Source organism: Massilia sp. CF038, assembly GCF_900129765.1.
GTDB lineage: Bacteria > Pseudomonadota > Gammaproteobacteria > Burkholderiales > Burkholderiaceae_D > Telluria_A.
In genome coordinates, this window is sequence record NZ_FQWU01000008.1 from 79,365 (window position 1) to 96,993 (window position 17,629).

General features: G+C 60.4%; 18 protein-coding genes. 7 read left to right on the forward strand and 11 right to left on the reverse strand.

Annotated elements, in window-relative coordinates:
* Window positions 1–1,815 (forward strand): M61 family metallopeptidase, encoded by a 1,815-nt coding sequence (locus BUC24_RS25860; RefSeq protein ID WP_073223542.1) that lies wholly within the window; start codon window positions 1–3, stop codon window positions 1,813–1,815.
* Between the two features lie 80 nt (window positions 1,816–1,895).
* Here BUC24_RS25860 and trpC read toward each other — a convergent pair whose 3' ends face one another.
* The 6 genes from trpC to BUC24_RS25890 form a co-directional block, all read right to left on the reverse strand.
* On the reverse strand, window positions 1,896–2,696 hold the full coding sequence (gene trpC, locus BUC24_RS25865) for an indole-3-glycerol phosphate synthase TrpC (protein ID WP_073223544.1): 801 nt from the start codon (window positions 2,694–2,696) through the stop codon (window positions 1,896–1,898).
* Window positions 2,697–2,707: 11 nt separating this feature from the next.
* Window positions 2,708–3,340: a LysE family translocator gene (locus BUC24_RS25870; protein WP_073223546.1), complete on the reverse strand. Its 633-nt coding sequence runs from the start codon at window positions 3,338–3,340 to the stop codon at window positions 2,708–2,710.
* 87 nt (window positions 3,341–3,427) lie between these two features.
* On the reverse strand, window positions 3,428–4,459 hold the full coding sequence (gene trpD / locus BUC24_RS25875) for an anthranilate phosphoribosyltransferase (protein ID WP_073223547.1): 1,032 nt from the start codon (window positions 4,457–4,459) through the stop codon (window positions 3,428–3,430).
* 12 nt (window positions 4,460–4,471) lie between these two features.
* The gene (locus tag BUC24_RS25880; RefSeq protein ID WP_073223549.1) at window positions 4,472–5,035 is read right to left on the reverse strand and encodes an anthranilate synthase component II; all 564 of its coding nucleotides are present in this window, start codon (window positions 5,033–5,035) and stop codon (window positions 4,472–4,474) included.
* A gap of 1 nt (window position 5,036) precedes the next feature.
* The gene (trpE, locus tag BUC24_RS25885) at window positions 5,037–6,533 is read right to left on the reverse strand and encodes an anthranilate synthase component I (RefSeq protein ID WP_073223593.1); all 1,497 of its coding nucleotides are present in this window, start codon (window positions 6,531–6,533) and stop codon (window positions 5,037–5,039) included.
* A 189-nt stretch (window positions 6,534–6,722) separates the two neighbouring features.
* Window positions 6,723–7,436: a phosphoglycolate phosphatase gene (locus BUC24_RS25890; protein WP_073223551.1), complete on the reverse strand. Its 714-nt coding sequence runs from the start codon at window positions 7,434–7,436 to the stop codon at window positions 6,723–6,725.
* Between the two features lie 129 nt (window positions 7,437–7,565).
* Between BUC24_RS25890 and BUC24_RS27145 the strand changes: the two genes are divergently transcribed.
* Complete coding sequence (locus tag BUC24_RS27145) at window positions 7,566–8,210, forward strand: PEP-CTERM sorting domain-containing protein (protein ID WP_073223552.1); 645 nt, start codon at window positions 7,566–7,568, stop codon at window positions 8,208–8,210.
* A gap of 34 nt (window positions 8,211–8,244) precedes the next feature.
* Here the strand turns inward: BUC24_RS27145 and BUC24_RS25900 are convergent, their stop codons facing one another.
* Complete coding sequence (locus BUC24_RS25900) at window positions 8,245–9,102, reverse strand: PEP-CTERM domain protein (RefSeq protein ID WP_073223554.1); 858 nt, start codon at window positions 9,100–9,102, stop codon at window positions 8,245–8,247.
* A 379-nt stretch (window positions 9,103–9,481) separates the two neighbouring features.
* On the opposite strand from BUC24_RS25900, the gene BUC24_RS25905 reads away from it, so the two are divergent.
* Complete coding sequence (locus BUC24_RS25905) at window positions 9,482–9,757, forward strand: hypothetical protein (RefSeq protein ID WP_073223556.1); 276 nt, start codon at window positions 9,482–9,484, stop codon at window positions 9,755–9,757.
* Window positions 9,758–9,845: 88 nt separating this feature from the next.
* On the opposite strand, the gene BUC24_RS25910 is transcribed toward BUC24_RS25905, so the two are convergent.
* Window positions 9,846–11,150 carry a PepSY-associated TM helix domain-containing protein gene (locus BUC24_RS25910; RefSeq protein WP_073223558.1) on the reverse strand — a complete coding sequence of 435 codons (1,305 nt, stop codon included), beginning with the start codon at window positions 11,148–11,150 and terminating at the stop codon, window positions 9,846–9,848.
* Window positions 11,150–11,821, reverse strand: a complete 672-nt coding sequence (gene rpe / locus BUC24_RS25915) for a ribulose-phosphate 3-epimerase (RefSeq protein ID WP_073223560.1) — start codon at window positions 11,819–11,821, stop codon at window positions 11,150–11,152. Before rpe ends, BUC24_RS25910 begins: the two co-directional genes overlap by 1 nt.
* Before the next feature lie 123 nt (window positions 11,822–11,944).
* On the opposite strand from rpe, the gene apaG reads away from it, so the two are divergent.
* Window positions 11,945–12,319 carry a Co2+/Mg2+ efflux protein ApaG gene (apaG, locus tag BUC24_RS25920; protein WP_073223562.1) on the forward strand — a complete coding sequence of 125 codons (375 nt, stop codon included), beginning with the start codon at window positions 11,945–11,947 and terminating at the stop codon, window positions 12,317–12,319.
* On the opposite strand, the gene BUC24_RS27070 is transcribed toward apaG, so the two are convergent.
* Window positions 12,320–12,469: a hypothetical protein gene (locus BUC24_RS27070; RefSeq protein WP_178372627.1), complete on the reverse strand. Its 150-nt coding sequence runs from the start codon at window positions 12,467–12,469 to the stop codon at window positions 12,320–12,322. It lies immediately after the preceding gene.
* Between the two features lie 10 nt (window positions 12,470–12,479).
* On the opposite strand from BUC24_RS27070, the gene BUC24_RS25925 reads away from it, so the two are divergent.
* The 3 genes from BUC24_RS25925 (at window position 12,480) to BUC24_RS25935 (ending at window position 15,764) form a co-directional block, all read left to right on the forward strand.
* Entirely contained in the window at window positions 12,480–13,691 is a 1,212-nt protein-coding gene (locus tag BUC24_RS25925) for a murein transglycosylase A (RefSeq protein ID WP_073223564.1), read from the forward strand.
* Between the two features lie 58 nt (window positions 13,692–13,749).
* Window positions 13,750–14,526, forward strand: coding sequence for an enoyl-CoA hydratase (locus tag BUC24_RS25930; protein WP_073223566.1), 777 nt, complete (start codon window positions 13,750–13,752; stop codon window positions 14,524–14,526).
* A 71-nt stretch (window positions 14,527–14,597) separates the two neighbouring features.
* Window positions 14,598–15,764 carry a PQQ-dependent sugar dehydrogenase gene (locus tag BUC24_RS25935; protein WP_229448860.1) on the forward strand — a complete coding sequence of 389 codons (1,167 nt, stop codon included), beginning with the start codon at window positions 14,598–14,600 and terminating at the stop codon, window positions 15,762–15,764.
* Here the strand turns inward: BUC24_RS25935 and BUC24_RS25940 are convergent.
* Entirely contained in the window at window positions 15,761–17,176 is a 1,416-nt protein-coding gene (locus BUC24_RS25940) for a DUF2867 domain-containing protein (protein ID WP_073223570.1), read from the reverse strand. The genes BUC24_RS25935 and BUC24_RS25940 overlap by 4 nt on opposite strands.
* Between the last annotated feature and the right edge of the window lie 453 nt (window positions 17,177–17,629).

Sequence of the window (17,629 nt, forward strand, 5' to 3'; positions counted from 1 at the left end):
ATGAAAAAAACGACGACAAAAAAGCAAGCGGCGATCCAGTACGTAATCGACCCCAAGGACCTTGCGGCGCATCTGTTCGAGGTGACCATTCATGTCGCCGCGCCATCCGCCGAGGGGCAGGAGTTTGCGCTGCCGGCGTGGATCCCGGGCAGCTACATGATCCGCGAATTTTCGCGCAACATCGTGCAGATCCGCGCAGAGTCGAACGGCAAGGCTGTCGCGCTCACGAAGCTTGACAAGCATTCCTGGCGCGCGGCGCCAACGGATGGTCCGCTCACCGTCATCTATGAAGTGTATGCCTGGGATTTGTCGGTGCGCGCTGCGCACCTGGACCAGACACACGGCTTTTTCAACGGCACCAGCGTGTGCCTGCGCGTGCTTGGCCAGGAGACGCTGGCGCATGAAGTCGACATTCGCCGCCCGGCCGATCCTGCCGCCAAAACCTGGCGCGTGGCCACGTCCCTGCCGGAACTGGGCGCCAAGCGTTATGGCTTCGGCACTTACGTGGCAGCCGATTACGACGAGCTGATCGACCACCCGGTAGAGATGGGCGACTTCGCTCTTGCTACCTTCAAAGCGCACGGCATCGCGCACGACATCGTCATTTCGGGCCGCGTGCCCAACCTGGACATGGCCCGCCTGCAGGCCGACCTGCAAGCCATTTGCGAAACGCAGATTGCCTTTTTCGAGCCGCGCAGCAAGCGCGCACCAATGAACCGCTACGTGTTCCTGACGCTGGCCGTGGGTGACGGCTACGGTGGCCTGGAACATCGCGCCTCGACTGCACTGATTTGCGCGCGCGCCGATTTGCCCACCACGGCCACGCCGAAGGGCGCCGACGTGGGCGAGGGTTATCTCAAGTTCCTCGGCTTGTGCAGTCACGAGTATTTCCATACCTGGAACGTCAAACGCATCAAGCCGGCCGCCTTCGCACCGTACGACTTGCAAAACGAGACCTACACGCCGCTACTGTGGCTGTTTGAAGGTTTTACCAGCTACTACGACGACCTGATGCTGGTACGCAGCGGTATCATCGACGAAGCCGCCTATCTCAAACTGCTGGGCAAAACCATTGCCGGCGTGTTGCGCGGCAGTGGCCGCACCAAGCAAAGCGTGGCCGACTCCAGCTTCGACGCCTGGGGCAAATACTACCGCCAGGATGAAAATGCGCCGAACGCCATTGTCAGCTACTACGGCAAGGGCTCGCTGATTGCACTGATGTTCGATCTGACCATACGCGAAAAAACCGGCGGCAAAAAATCGCTTGACGATGTAATGCGCGCGCTGTGGCAACGCTATGGCCGTGATTTTTACAGCACCGGCGGGCGCGGTGTGACCGAAGCCGAAGTTGAAGCGCTGTTTGATGAAATCAGCGGCGCGAAACTGAAAACCATGTTCGATCGCTTTGTGCGCGGCACTGCGGAACTGCCGCTGGCAAAAATGTATGCGCCATTCGGCATCAAGCTCGAAGACGAGCGCCGCTCCAGCAAGCCGTCGTTCGATGCTGGTCTCGGGCGAGACGGCAATGACGTCAAGCTCAGCCAGGTGCACGAGGGCGGTGCTGCGCATCGCGCCGGCATGTCGGCCGGCGATCTGCTGGTGGCCATTGATGGGTTGCGCGTCAGTGGCGCGCCGTCAGGCGTGGATGCACTGCTGGCGCGCTACAAGGTGGGCGAAACGGTAGAGGTGCACGCCTTCCGGCGTGACGAACTGATGACCTTCAAGGTCAAGCTGCAAGGAGACCGCGTTCCAGGCATCACGCTGTCTCTGATCGACGGGCGCAAAAAAAGCGGCCGCCCCAGCGCCACCAATTAACATCGCCCTCGCGAAGGCGGGGGCCTATACCATCTCACCCATTGTCGGGAACATGGAATAAGCCTCCGTCAGAAGCGGCATCAGGCAAACAAGCGCGCCAGCTCCACCCCCGGGTCGGGCGCGCGCATGAAGCTCTCGCCCACCAGGAAGGCATGCACGTTTGCCTCGCGCATGCGCTGCACATCCGCAGTACCCGTGATGCCGGACTCGGTCACCACCAGTTTGTTTTCCGTAATGCGCGGCAGCAGGCCGATGGTGGTATCGAGCGTCACATCAAAGGTGCGCAGGTTGCGGTTGTTGATGCCCACCAGCGGCGTGCGCAGTTTCAGCGCAGCAGTCAGCTCATCGCCATCGTGTACCTCGACAAGCACATCCATGCCCAGTTCAAGGGCGCAAGCTTCCAGCTCGGCCATCAAGCCATGATCCAGCGCCGAGACGATCAGCAAGATCGCATCGGCACCCATCGCGCGTGCTTCGTAGACCTGATACATGTCGATCATGAAGTCCTTGCGCAGGACCGGAATATCGCAAGCGGCGCGCGCCTGCTTCAGATACGCCACATCACCCTGGAAGAACTGCACGTCGGTCAGCACCGACAGACACGCCGCACCGTGGCGCGCATAGCTCTCGGCGATGGCTGCCGGACGGAAGTCCGCACGCAGCACGCCCTTCGATGGTGACGCTTTCTTCACTTCCGCGATAACGCCGGCCTTGCCGGCGGCGATCTGGCGGCGCAAGCTCGTTTCGAAACCGCGAATCGTGCGCCGGCCTTCGGCATCGGCTTCGACGTCGCGCCGCAGGCTGGCCAGGTCGCGGTAATTTTTGGCCGCTTTGACTTCGTCGGCTTTGACAGCGAGGATCTTGTTGAGAATGTCGGACATGGTGGTTCGATTCAGTGTTGTTTTGAGAGGGCCAGCTTGATGCCGAGCCAGACGAACAGGCCGCCGGTCACGCGGTTGAGCCACAGCGACACGCCGGGCGCCACCTTCAGACGGGCACTGGCCAGGCCGGTGAAGACTGCCAGCGCGACGGACCATAGCATGCCGTTGAAATTGAAGATGCAGCCGAGGATAATGAAGGCGAGCGGTTTGCTGCTGGCGCCGGCGTCAATAAACTGCGGCACAAACGCAAGGAAGAACAGCGCCACTTTTGGATTGAGCACATTGGTCAGCAAACCCTGTGCGAAGATTTTCTTGTACGGCAGGGGCGGCACCACAATCGCCGTTTCCGCATCCTTGCGCTTGCTGAGCAGAAGGCCAATTGCCATATACAGGATGTAGGCCGCGCCAATATATTTGACCACCATGAACGCGGTGGCCGATGTCGCAAGGATGGCCGACAGGCCGACGGCGGCGGCCAGCACATGCACCATGGTGCCGGTACAAATGCCCATGACCGCCGCCACGCCCGCGCGCCAGCCCTGGGTGGCGCTGCGCGTCATGATCAAGAGCGAGTCGGGTCCGGGCAAAATGTTGAGCATCAGGCCGGAGAGGATGAAGAGCGGAAGGTCGTGTATGCCGAACATGATGAGTCCCTCACACATCGTCCTCGCGAAGGCGGGGACCCATGGCACGCCAGCATGGCATGGGCCCCCGCGTGCGCGAGGGCGATGTTATTGGCCGAGTTGTTGTGTGACTTCGACGAATTGATCCAGCTTGGCTTTCGCCGCGCCCGATTCAACGGTGGTGCGCGCCTTTTTCAGGCCTTCTTCGATCGAGCCGACCACGCCGGCCGCGTACAGCGCCGTACCCGCATTGAGCGCCACGATATCGTAGGCCGCACCAGGCTCGCCGTTGAGTGCTTCCATCATCTTGGCCTTGGACTCGACCGAGTCCGCCACCTTCAGATTGCGGCTGGCGATCATCTGCAAACCAAAATCTTCCGGATGAATTTCGTATTCGCGAATTTCGCCGTTGACCAGTTCACCCACCATGGTGGCAGCGCCAAGCGACACTTCATCCATATTGTCGCGGCCCCACACCACCACCGCATGCTGTGCACCAAGGCGCTGTAATACGCGCACTTGAATGCCGACCAGGTCGGGATGGAACACGCCCATCAAAATGTTTGGCGCGCCGGCCGGATTGGTCAGCGGTCCGAGAATATTAAAGATGGTGCGTACGCCCAGTTCGCGGCGCACGGGCGCCGCATGCTTCATTGCGGCGTGGTGGTTGGGCGCAAACATGAAACCAATGCCGGTCTGGGCGATCGATTGTGCGATCTGTTCCGGCTTGAGGTTGATGTTCACGCCCAGCGATTCCAGCACGTCGGCACTGCCGGACGATGACGATACGCTGCGCCCGCCGTGCTTGGCCACGCGCGCACCGGCGGCGGCAGCCACAAACATCGATGCGGTCGAAATATTGAACGTGTGCGCGCCGTCGCCGCCAGTGCCGACGATGTCGAGCAGCCTGGTGGTATCGGCCATCGGCACCTTGGTGGAAAACTCGCGCATCACTTGCGCGGCAGCGGCGATTTCGCCAATGGTTTCCTTCTTCACGCGCAGGCCCAGCGTGAGCGCGGCAATCATGGTGGGGGACATTTCGCCGGACATTATCTGGCGGAACAGGTGCAGCATCTCGTCGTGAAAAATTTCGCGGTGTTCGATGCAGCGCAGCAGGGCTTCTTGTGGGGTAATCGGCATGATGGTTCCAGGTTAGCGTTCGAGGAAATTCTTCAGCAAGGCATGGCCATGCTCGGACAGGATCGATTCAGGGTGGAACTGCACACCCTCGATATCGAATTCCTTGTGCCGCACACCCATGATCTCTCCGTCGTCGGTCCATGCCGTCACTTCCAGGCAGGACGGGAGCGAAGAACGCTCGATCGCCAGCGAGTGGTAACGGATCACCGTGAACGGGCTTGGAAGTCCCTTGAATACGCCAACGCCGGTATGGGCGATCAGCGACGTTTTGCCATGCATGACCTGCTTGGCGCGAATGACCTTGCCGCCAAACGCGGCGCCGATGCCCTGGTGTCCCAGGCAGACACCCAGGATCGGCAGTTTGCCCTTGAAGTGCTGCAGCACGGCGATCGAAATGCCTGCTTCGGCCGGGGTTTTGGGGCCGGGCGAAATGCAAATGCGGTCCGGGCCCAGTGTCTCGATCTGTTCGATCGTGATCTCGTCGTTGCGCACGATGCGCACGTCTTCGCCCAGCTCCCCGAAATACTGCACCAGGTTATAGGTGAACGAGTCGTAGTTATCGATCATCAGCAGCATGTCAGAGCTCCCCATCCAGGCCGTCTTGCACCTGCTCGGCTGCGCGCAGCACGGCGCGCGCCTTGTTTTCAGTTTCCTGCCATTCCATTTCGGGAATCGAGTCGGCGACAATGCCGGCCGCAGCCTGCACGTACAGCATGCCGTCCTTGATCACGCCGGTACGGATCGCAATCGCTACATCCATTTCGCCGCCAAACGACAGGTAGCCGCAGGCGCCGCCGTAGATGCCGCGTTTGGTCGGTTCGAGTTCGTCGATCACTTCCATGGCGCGCACTTTCGGCGCACCCGTGAGGGTACCGGCCGGGAAGGTAGCGCGCAGCACGTCCAGGTTGGACATGCCGTCTTTGAGTTTGCCTTCGACGTTCGACACGATGTGCTGCACGTGCGAGTATTTTTCCACGACCAGGCGTTCTGTCACCTTGACGCTGCCAATTTCCGAGATGCGGCCAAGGTCGTTGCGGGCCAGGTCGATCAGCATCACGTGCTCGGCGATTTCTTTGGGGTCGGCCAGCAGCTCTTTCGACAGTTCGGCATCGCGTTCCGGGGTGGCGCCGCGGGGGCGGGTTCCGGCGATCGGACGCAGCGTGACTTTTTTGCTGCCGTCGGAAGCGGTCTCGTTGCGGACCAAAATTTCGGGCGAGGCGCCGACAATCTGCATGTCGCCAAAGTTATAGAAGTACATGTACGGCGACGGATTGAGCGAGCGCAGCGCGCGGTACAGCGTCAATGGATTGTCGACGTAAGGCTTGCGGATGCGCTGGCCGATCTGCACCTGCATCAGGTCGCCGGCCATCACGTATTCGTGCGCGCGCGCCACCGCCTTGAGGTAATCCTCTTTGCTGAAGTCGCGTACTGCTTCGGTGCGCACTGAGCTGGAGGTGACGGGGGCATCCACGCCACGGCGCAGCATCATGCGCAAATCCTTCAAGCGCTGGCGCGCCTTGGAGAAGGCTTCCGGCATGGTGGTATCGGCATACACGATCAGATACAGCTTGCCGGACAGGTTGTCGATGACGGCCAGTTCTTCGGTCACCATCAACTGGATGTCGGGCAGGCCCAGATCATCTTTGGGCTGGCTCTCGGCCAGCTTGCGCTCGATGTGGCGCACGGTGTCGTAACCGAAGTAGCCCGCCAGGCCGCCGCAGAAACGGGGCAGGCCGGGGCGCAGCGCAACCTTGAAACGGGCCTGGTACTGTTCGATGAAGTCGAGCGGATTGCCCTCGTGGGTTTCGATCACACTGCCGTTCTTGACGATCTCGGTGCGCTTGCCGAAGGTGCGCAGCACGGTGGTGGCAGGCAGGCCGATAAAGGAGTAGCGGCCGAAACGCTCGCCGCCAACCACCGATTCAAGCAGGAAGGTGTTGCGGCCGGCGTTCTGGGTCTGGGCCAGTTTGAGGTAGAGCGTGAGGGGCGTTTCCAGATCAGCGAAGGCTTCCGCGATCAATGGAATACGGTTGTAGCCTTCGTTGGCCAACGATTTGAATTCGAGTTCGGTCATGCTTTTCTCCATGCCGCCAGGCGCGAGTGCTGGCGGTGGGTTTCAAAAAACCTGTCGACGCACGTGGGCAGCCGACAGCAATCAATACGGGTTACTTAGCCCAGGATTGCCAGCGTCGCCAAAGCCAGGCCTCAATCGAGCCGGTTTGTGTGACATTGTGTTTTTTGATGAAAAACATGTATTTGTGGTTCAGTTTGCGGTGTGGTTGTGCGAACTTATCATGGTTGCTGCTTCTAACAGCGTGGTAACTATACCATCGGAATCGATTTCGTGTATAGACCGTCCGTGGTTGTATCCATACGGAACTGTCAAGACAAAGCAGCCCGCGGCTCGTGCGGCCTCGGCGTCGTTGGAGGAGTCGCCAATGGCCACCACCTCATGCGGCTCAAGGGCGAAATCGGCGCAGACCTGCAGCAGTGGCATGGGGTCCGGTTTTTTTCGGGGCAGGGAATCGCCGCCGTACACCAGCTCGAAATAGGCGGCCAGGCCTTTTTGCGCAAGCAGGGGCGTGGCGAAGGCGATCGGTTTGTTGGTCACGCACGCCATGCGCAATCCCTGCGCTTTCATCGCTTCCAGCCCGGCGATCACGTCGTCATACAGCACACTGTGATTGCCATTGATGGCCAGGTAGTGGCGCTGGTAGGCGGCCATCGCCTGGTCGAAATGCTGTTCCACCTGGTTTGCGGGCAGATCCAGAGCGAGCACGCCGCGAATCAAATTTTCCGAGCCTTTGCCGACCAACAGGGCGACCGCCTCGCTGGTGATAGGGGGCATGTCGAATTCAGCGCGCATGGCGTTAATAGCGACATGAAAGTCAGGGACGGTGTCGAGCATGGTGCCGTCAAGGTCGACGATCACGGCGCGGATGGGGTGATGCTCGGAATGACTGGAATGAATGAACATGGATTCGGCTGCTGAAGGATGCCGAATTTTATCCTACACGCGTCATCTTTGGTCTTGAGTGGCTTGTAGATAAATACGCACATCTCGGTTAAGATTGCATTTCGTTCAACCTTTCGATATGGATATCTAATGAATTTTATCCGCCTGGCCACGGTATTCGTCGCCTTGCTGTTCTCTGCACAAGTGAGCGCATCACCACTGACTTACTCATACACGGCCACGCTCGAATCAGACCAGGATTGGGCAAACTTAATCCGCGTCTACCCAGGCGGAACGGCTGTTGAAGGTCAATTTCAGTTTGACGAGACGAGGGCCGTAAGCGAATCGCCAGATTTAACCAACTATAACGGCGCATTCAGCGGCTACGCGCGTATTGGCGCGAATCTGATCCAATTTACGGACAGCTTGGCGTATACCCACACGAACTTCCCTGGTTATACGATCGTCACCATGCTCGGTGGGAACGGCTGGAATACCGGCGGGTCGATTTCGGAGACTCAAGCACCGGCCGGGTTCAACGTCGAGGGAATTCAGCTCCGGTTTACATTTGAAGGCAATCAACCGGCCAACACCTCATTGCGCACCTTGCTCGCCGAAGGCCGACTCCTCGAGTCGTCCTTCTTCGTCGGCTACGGCATCAAAGACGATGTTATTTACGCTAATTGGGGCAACATCACCGAGATGCGCGACGTGCCTGAACCAGCAACCGGTTTCCTGATGGGCCTTGGACTAATTGGCTTGCTCGCAGCACGCAAACGTCAAGGCAACGCTTAGTACAAGCTGATTTGCCGTCGGCCCGTTTCAATCCTCAGGCCTTGCGCCGACGCATAACGATCAGAAGCAGAGCCGTCGCGGCAAGCAGGAAGCCCGATGGCTCTGGTACCGTGCCACCATTCGACTGCAGGAAGCTGAAGGTGTTCAAGGCGTAGATCGCGTTGTCGTCCATGCCACCTCCCAGTCCGCCGGTGCCATAGTGCGCGCCGCACAACAGGCCGCACACGCCATCGGTGGTGGCGATCATGTCGACGTCGGCACTGATGAACAAAGCGCCTGCGCCGACTGCGTATTCACCGGCTGCCCAGTAGGCCGACGTGATTTCTCCGTTGGCGTTGGTGCCGCCGATATGGCCATTGTGCGCGGCGATTTGGGCGGCGTCGAGTTTGCCGACCAAATAGAGCTGGTGGACATTGTTCGCTGTGCCGAATGCGCCGTTGTACAGCGGTGCGCCGCCATTCGAGTCAGAGCCGGTGCTTCCACTCGTGTCCAGGCCCAAGGCGCTGCCAATGGCGTCATGCCCGCTATCGTCTTGCAAGAGCAGCAGGTCGCCGCCATTGAGGAAGAAGTTCATCACGGCGGCCGAGAACATGCCGCCCTGCGTGTCGGAATTCCACGAACCGACAAACATGTTCACGCCCGACAGGGTGGCATTGTCAACGACTGCCAGATCCGTGGTGATGATGCTGCGATTGACCACCCCGCCCGGGCCAAAGTTGAGCGGGTTGCTCAACGCCGAACGGAAGCCCGTCATGTACGACCCGTCCCACGCCCACTGCTCGCTGTCGGACGCGATAGCGCCCGTTGCGCCACCAACGATATAGGCGGCGTTTGCAGAAAGGCTCAATGCTGCCAGCACCACCGCGGCTACCCATTTTGCATAATTAATCATATTAATTCTCCAAGTGTGAAATGTTGAAACCTCACCCCGAAACATTATTGAGTGTGCCGTCAATACAGCAAGTTCTGGGCCACAGCACCTAAACCGATGATTTTATTGACGAGATATTGATAGTTGTCAAAAAACATAGAAAAAATACTACGAATCGTAAGAATTTTCGACAGAGAAAAAGCCGGTATTTGGAAAATTCTTGTCTTTTTGTGGGCGAAAGCATGGTCGGGCTCGATTGTGCCGAAGCTGGCAATAGTGCATTGCGCTCCGCAGTCTTTATTGCGGAAAGAGAAGGCGATAGACTTCGTTCCATGGATAGGCGATACCGCTTATCAACGCCGCCCACCAGCGACGCCACGCTAAAGTCAGGAGAATCACCATGAACGCATCGAAACTGTTTATCGCCATCGCCGCTGTTGCCTTTACCGGTACTTCGTTTGCAGCCGACCTGCCAGCCGCCAGCGCCGCCATTACCAGCATCGCCGTGACTGCCGCCGCACCAGCCGGTTACGCTGGCCGCAATCTGAATGTGCCTTCGCTGCACGTGAACCAGTTCGATACCGAGCAGCGCGCTGCCAGCCGTGCGCAGGCAGTCGAAGCGGTCAAGAACGACCGTTCGACCTTCCAGATTCAGCTCGATTTCATGAAGGGCTAAGCCTTACTGCGGTAGCAAACACCGCTCGCTTTTCCGAACCCCGAATGCCTTCACCGGCATTCGGGGTTTTTGCTTTTCGTGGCGAGCTTCAAGCGCTGGCGGGCTTTGTGCGGGCCAGCAGTGACTCAAGGACAAGCACCGCGCCCGCCCACAGCGTCAACACCGGCATGGCAAGGCATGCCAGCACGGCAAACGGGGCGAGCCTGATGCCCTCGGCCGCCCACGCACCTTGGCGAAGAGGTGGCAGCGCCGACCCGCTGCCCTTGCGGCGCTTGAAATACATGACCCAGCCCGATACCAGGGAAAACAGGACGCCGGCGCCAAATACGCTCAAGAGAGCCTGATTCCACCAGCCGAATTCACCCCGATGAAAGGGGATGCCAATCGCAGTCGCCTTGCCAAAAGCGCTTAGCTGGTCCCAACCGCTGGTGTACAGGCGCTTGCCGTCGTACGCGTCCAGCAGCAGATCGAACCGTTTGAAGGGCTGGCCCGGATCGTTCGCGCCGATCCGCCAGGTACCTTGGGCATCGCGCGGCGCAGTGATGCGCAGCGCGACATCGGGCGCCTGTGCCCGGGCGGCATCCCAGGCCGCCTGCCAGGACAGCGGTGCCCGCGCACGGGCTGCTGCCGACGTCATGCGCGGTACGGCGGGCGAAGCCTGGCCCACGGCGTCACGTGCGTGGCGTATCTGTTCGCCGGCATGTTTGCTCCAGGTCAGACCGGTGAGCAGAATGGTGACTGTGATCAGGGCCAGTGCCACGCCCAGAAAAGCGTGCCACTGCCGCCATGCGCCGCGCCCGCGTGCGCTCGCGCGCGGCAGGCCTTTTTTGAGCGACGAAGGCCACCATAAAATGACACCCGTGACCAGCATGACCATCATGGTGCTGGCAGCCAGTTCGATCATCCAGCGCCAGCCGTCGCCTTGCAGCAGTCGCGAATGCAGTGTCATCGACCAGTTGCCGAAGCGCTCTTCGTTGGCAAGTGTGCCAGCCACTTCGGCTGTGTAGGGGTTGACGTAGACGGTGATGGGCCCGGCAGCGGCAGGTTCGGCATGGCCTTCGTGCCCGGCGTGTGGCGACGGGCCCTGTTCAAATTGGGCCTTGACGGTGTCGTGCGCCGCGTAAGCGGGCAGCACCTGGCGCAGTCGCCAGCCTGGCGGAGCCGCAGCGCGCGCTGCCCCCACCGCATCGTCCAGCGGCCGCATGGCGCCTGCCGGTACCACATGATCCAGCGCCTGATAGCGCAAGGCTTCGATCTGCGGTGTGAAGATGTACAGGATGCCGGTCAGGACCGCCACCAGAATGAATGGCGATGCCAGCAGCGCGGCCCAGAAATGCAGGCGCCACAAAAGCGCGCGCAGGTGGACGGAGCGCGCGCTGCCGTCCGCCGCCATTACTTGCCCGTTTTGGCCAGCTCGACGCGCATGGCGTCGATGACCGCTTTGTAATCGGGCTTGCCGAAAATCGCCGAGCCGGCCACGAAGGTGTCGGCGCCAGCGGCTGCCGCGGCGGCGATGTTTTCGATTTTGATGCCGCCATCGACTTCGAGCATGATGTCGCGGCCCGATTCATCGATTTTGCGGCGTGCAAGCGCGATTTTTTTCAGCGCTTCCGGGATAAAGGACTGGCCGCCAAAGCCTGGATTGACCGACATAATGAGGATCATGTCGATCTTGTCCATCACATGGTCCAGGAAGTGCAGCGGCGTACCCGGATTGAATACCAGGCCAGCCTTGCAGCCGTTATCGCGAATCAGCTGCAGCGAGCGGTCGATATGCTCGGATGCTTCGGGGTGAAAGGTGATGATGTTGGCGCCTGCCTTGGCAAAGTCGGGGATGATGCGGTCAACCGGTTTGACCATCAGGTGCACGTCGATCGGCACTTGCACATGCGGGCGAATCGCTTCGCATACCAGCGGACCGATGGTCAGGTTCGGCACGTAGTGGTTGTCCATCACGTCGAAGTGAATGATGTCGGCGCCGGCACTGACGACATTGCGCACTTCCTCGCCCAGGCGGGCAAAGTCGGCGGACAGAATGCTGGGAGCGATGCGGAAAGTGGTCATGGCGTGGTCTTGCTTTGAATTAAGATCCGTTATTTTACCCTCTTCATCCGGCCAGGTATTGCGCTGTGACTGAATCGGCCGTGCGGGGTATCATGCAGTGATCGAATACAGCAGAGGAAACCGATGTCCGCCTACGACTTCACCGTGACCGTCAAAACCCAGTACCTGGAAGAGCAGTCCGATCCTGCCCGTGACCATTTCGTGTTCACGTACACCATCAATATTCAAAACACCGGCACCGTGCCGGCGCAGCTGATTTCACGCCATTGGGTTATCACGGACGCCAGCAACAAGGTGCAGGAAGTGCGCGGTCTGGGCGTGGTGGGGCATCAGCCCTTGCTCAAGCCTGGCGAGCAGTTTGAGTACACGAGCGGCACGCAGCTCGCTACCGCGCAAGGTTCCATGTACGGCGAGTATTTCTGCGTGGCTGAAGACGGCCATCAGTTCGAAGCGAAAATTCCGGAGTTTGTGCTGTCGCTGCCACGCACCCTGCATTGATCAGCCAGCTGGCGGCTCGGTCGGCGGCTGCTTCTCGATTTTCGGCGCAGGCGCCTGATCTTCCGGCTTTTTGCCTTGGTACATGGTCCACCACACGATAAACACCAGCAGGAAGAATGCCACGCCGGCTTCCAACATTAAAATCCACATAACGGTTCCTATGTCCTCAATCCGACGCAGTTTACCTCTTTTGCCAGGACTCGTTGCGCTGGCCCTGGCCGCATGTACCACGGTCGAGCCGCCAGCGCCGCTGCCAACGCCCCGGCCGCCCGTGACCATGCCGCCGCCGGTGATGCCGGTGCCACCGGTGGACACCCCGGTCGCCCCGCCAGCGCCGCTGATGACGCCGTCCACCTTCAGCGCTTTGCCGGGCTGGGACAAGGATGACTTGCGCCAGGCGTGGCCGCCGTTTCTCGCATCCTGCAATGTCCTGATCCGCAAGGACGAGTGGAAGCAGGCGTGCAGCGCAGCGCGTACTGTCGCTGCCAGCGATGAAGCGGCCATCCGCAGCTATTTTGAATCCTGGTTCGTGCCCAATCAGATACGCGCGGCCGACGGTGCCGATACGGGCCTGATCACCGGCTACTACGAAGCGATGCTGCGCGGTGCCCGTAAAAAGGGCGGTGCATTCCAGACCCCGCTGTACAAGGTGCCGGACGACCTGCTGACCGTGGACCTGGCCAGCGTCTACCCGGAGTTGAAGGGCAAGCGCCTGCGTGGGCGCCTGGTCGGCAAAAAAGTCGTCCCCTACGGCAGCCGCGCGGAGATCGCGCGCGCCGACATCGCTGGCAAGGAACTGCTATGGGTCGACGATCCGGTAGAAGCCTTTTTCCTTGAAGTGCAAGGTTCCGGACGCGTGCAACTGACCGACGCTGGCGAAACGGTGCGGGTATCGTACGCGGACCAGAACGGCCACCCATACAAGGCCATCGGCCGCTGGCTGATCGATCAGGGCGAACTGACGCCCGAGCAGGCCACCGCGCAAGGCATCAAGGCCTGGATTGCCGCCAATCCGTCGCGCCGCCAGGAGCTGTTCAACGTCAATCCCAGTTATGTGTTCTTCCGCGAAGAGCGTCTGGCTGACCCTGGCGCCGGACCGAAAGGCGCACTTGGCGTGGCGCTGACGGGTGGCCGTTCGGTGGCGGTCGATCCGAGCTTCCTGCCGCTGGGCGCACCGATTTTTCTGGCCACCACGGAATCGGGCAGCGAGGTACCGATGCGGCGCCTGGTCATGGCCCAGGATACCGGCGGCGCCATTCGCGGCGCAGTGCGCGCCGATTTCTTCTTCGGCTTCGGCTACGACGCGATGGAAAAAGCTGGCCGCATGAAGCAGCGCGGCCAGTTATGGGTGCTGATGCCGCGCGCCCAATAAGCACGCGCCAGGCGCTACAATCGCACATTGGCTCATTTAACTGACAAAGGTACATCGTATGGAATACTCGGATCTGCTGATTGAAACCCATGGCCGCGTTGCGGTCATTCGCCTGAACCGTCCCAAGGCGCTCAACGCGCTGAACGACAACATGATGAATGAGCTGGGCGACGCCCTCTACAAGTTCGATGCCGACAAGGCCATTGGCTGCATCATCCTGACCGGTAGCGAAAAGGCCTTTGCAGCAGGCGCCGACATTGCGGCCATGGCCGAATACGACTACGGCATCACTTACAGCGGTAATTACATTGGCCGCAACTGGGAGCATATCCTCAATGTGCGCAAGCCCGTCATTGGTGTGGTGCAGGGCTTCTGCCTGGGGGGCGGCTGTGAACTGGCCATGATGTGCGACTTCCTGATCGCGGCCGATACGGCCAGGTTTGGTCAGCCGGAAATCAAGGTCGGCGTGACGCCTGGCGCCGGCGGCACCCAGCGCCTGCCGCGCACGATCGGCAAATCGAAGGCAATGGATTTGCTGCTGACGGCGCGCATGATCGATGCAGCCGAAGCCGAACGCACAGGCCTGGTGTCGCGCGTGGTGGCGGCGGACAAGGTGATGGAAGAGGCGCTGGCGGCGGCAACGACGATCGCGTCGATGTCTGTCAACGTCGCCATGGCCATCAAGGACAGTGTCAACCGCGCCTTCGAAACCACCCTCACCGAAGGTGTACGCTACGAGCGGCGCTACTTCCACGCTGCGTTTGGCACGCCGGCGCAGAAAGAGGGCATGTCCGCCTTCCTGGCCAAGCGCCCACCCAACTTCGAGGGACTGTAAGCACCATGGCGGTACGCACACCTGCCCGCGCTATCCTTTTTGCCGCAGCGCTTGTTGGCAGTGGCGGCGCCATGGCAGCCGACACCTGTGGCGGCCTGGCGCGGCTGGACGTGACCACGCCGCCGGGTTTTTGCGTTGGCATCGTCGCGCAAAAGCTCAATTATCCACGCGGGATTCTGCCGATGCCCAATGGCGATCTGGTGGTCACCGAAATGGGTGGCTGGACCAAGGGGCACGGCATGGTGTCGCTGTTCAAGCGCACTGGCGACAGCTACGCGCAAACCGTTCTGTTCAAGGGGCTCAATCGTCCGCACTCGGTGCTGCTCGGTCCTGACGGTCTGGTGTATGTGGGCGAAGTTGGCCGCATTTTCCGCTTTGCTCTGACCGATCCCGTGGCAACGGCAGTCGATGTGGTGGGCGGTAAATCGTCGCAGCCAGCCTTGCCCGGCCGCGGTCTGCACTCGCTGACTGCAATGCTGTTTGACAGCGAGCGCAATCTGATCGTGAATGTGGGCTCATCCAGCGACCATTGCGAAGGCCCGAAAAATGTGGCGCCAGTGGCAAGCCAGCCATGCGCCGAAGGCGAGGGCGCGGACGGTGTTGGCCTGCTGCGCAAATACGTGATGCGCTGGCCGGCGGGGACCGTGGTTTCGTGGGACGTACATGCGCGCGGCCTGCGCAACTCGGTCGCGCTGGCAGTGCACCCGGCGACAGGCGCCTTATGGCAGGCGGACAATGGCCGCGACGCCCTGAAGTCGGCCATCCCCACGCTCAAGAACGATAACGACCTGCCCCACGATGAACTCAATCTGATCGAGCGCGGTGCCCACTACGGCTGGCCGTACTGCTACGACAGCAATGTCGCCAGTCCGGAATACCCGGGCGCCCGCTGCGCAGCAAGTTACCGCGCGCCGGTGCGCCTGCTGCCCGGGCATTCAGCGCCACTGGGCATGGTGTTCTATACCGGCAAAGCGTTCCCGGCGCAGTATCAGCGCAGCCTGATCGTCGGCTTGCACGGCTATCGGCAAAACGGGCACCGCATCGTCGCGCTAATGGCAGACAAGAGCGGCGCACCGCTGGGGAAGATGGTCGATCTGGTATCGGGCTGGCGCACAGGGCCGAACAGCACCGGCGCGCCGGTCGATGTACGCCAAGGCGCGGACGGCTTCTTGTACATCGCGGACGACCGCAACGGCAAACTTCTGCGTCTGCAGTACAGCCCCCCCCTGAAAATCTAAAGCGCCTGGGTTGCAGGCAGTGAGGATTGTTGCGCACTGCCTGCGGCAAAGCCAACCGCTGCGCTGAGCATCATCGGCGTGACGTAGGAGCGGTGCACGCGGTCAATCGCGGCCATGTAAAAGCGCCCGAACAGATTTTTGCAGCGCACGCGCGTTCCCAGGGTGACCTGGACCCGGCTGCCTTCAATGATGCTCACACCCACACATGACCGGAAAATGAGGTGCTTGTCATTTGCGCCCAGGATGACCTGCGCGCGCAGGTTATGCGCATCCACCAATTGATCGAGCACTGGAAAGCGGTTGGCAAACAGCCTGCTTTTGTCCGGCGACAGCAGCGACGACACCGGGCAGCCCAAGGGCGAGGTGCGCAGGCCGATCGGTTTCACCAGCACGTTTCGCAGCGCCATCAGACGCGCCACGCTGGTCGGCGGCGCGGTCATGAAGCCGTCAAGTACGGCGCTCAGGAGGGCAGTGGCATTGGTCTCCTTGAACGCGGCAAGGTCGAGTGTCAGCACGAAGGTATCCTCGTGGTGGAGCGCTTCGTCGGCAAACTGTGTGCGCAGCAGCGAATCGGCGGGCAGGCTTGGCAGCTCGATCACGCGGCTGCGGCTGGCCTGGTCCGATACGTAGCCGCGCGAGCCGCGCCAACGCCCCCATGCACCCAGAATCACGCCAGCAGTGCCGCGCGCAGAGCCGCAAACAGCCCGTTGCACCGTGCCCGGTGGTGCATCGAGGGAAAGGTCAATGGTCGATACGCGCATCTGCGCCAATGATGTGGCAAGCAGATCCTGCACGTTTTGCGGCAGCAGCGTGGTGAGGGACGGAATAGTCGCCTCGTTGGCAATGACCTGTGCGCGCAGTGCTTCGGGCAGCTCGCCGCCCAGCTCATTGGTATGGCAGGACAGGGCGAAGAAAACCGGATGAATCGAGTTTGGCGTCAGCGGCGCGAACTGGTGCCAGGTTTCGCCCCCAAAACGGACCGTGAACATGCAGTCCGGTGGAATGTTGATGAACTGGAGGGCGCGCATGAAGTTGTGCGGATCGGCCTCGATCTGGGCCATGGACGCGCTGGAAAAGCGCAACTGGGCGCCGCCGCTGCCCGAAACGGCAGTGAACACGCGGTGCCCTGCGTGCCGGTGGAACGGGTGGCCTTTGGGGCCGACGACAAAGGAATACAGCGAGGTCGGGTCGCCCTTGTCAAAGTCGGTGCCTCCCAGTTTGGCCGACGGCTCATCGAGTTCGTCGATGAATTCCTGGTGCGCCTGCTGGCGTGCAGAGACGCTGGCAAACAGGTGATTTCCCGAGCCATGCATCAGCTGCGCGATCAGTGCAACTTCAACAGCCAGACCGCCCGAATGCGATTCAATTCGGGCCGAAGGGAAGGTCTTCACAACGTTGGTCAGCTCTGGCATCTGATATTCCTTATAGTAACTGCAAGCAATTCTACGCCGGAAGTGATCCTCGATCCTCGAGAGCTTTGCGCGGTCAAGTGCAGCTCAGCTCGGCTATCAGTCTGGCGCAGGTAAAGGCAGCGGCCTTGAAATGAACTTAGTCCTTGTTACGTTGTCTTTACTATGCGCGTTGCAAATTAATTTCGTGTCGGGCTTGTCAGCCTCTGGCGCCTTTGCTATAGTTCGCCTCCCGCTGAAAAGCGGGCTGTTTCGAAAGAGATAGCGCAGTAAAAAAGAGAGTTGACGAAGTACGCGAAACGCTGCATAATCTCACCTCTCTGCTGCTTACGAACACAACGCTTCGTACCAGGCAGCAAGGCAGTACCGAATAAAGTTCTTTAACAATTAACAGTCGATAAGTGTGGGCGTTTGATGAAGGTGCCAAAGACCTCGGTCTTTGAATACTTAAATTAT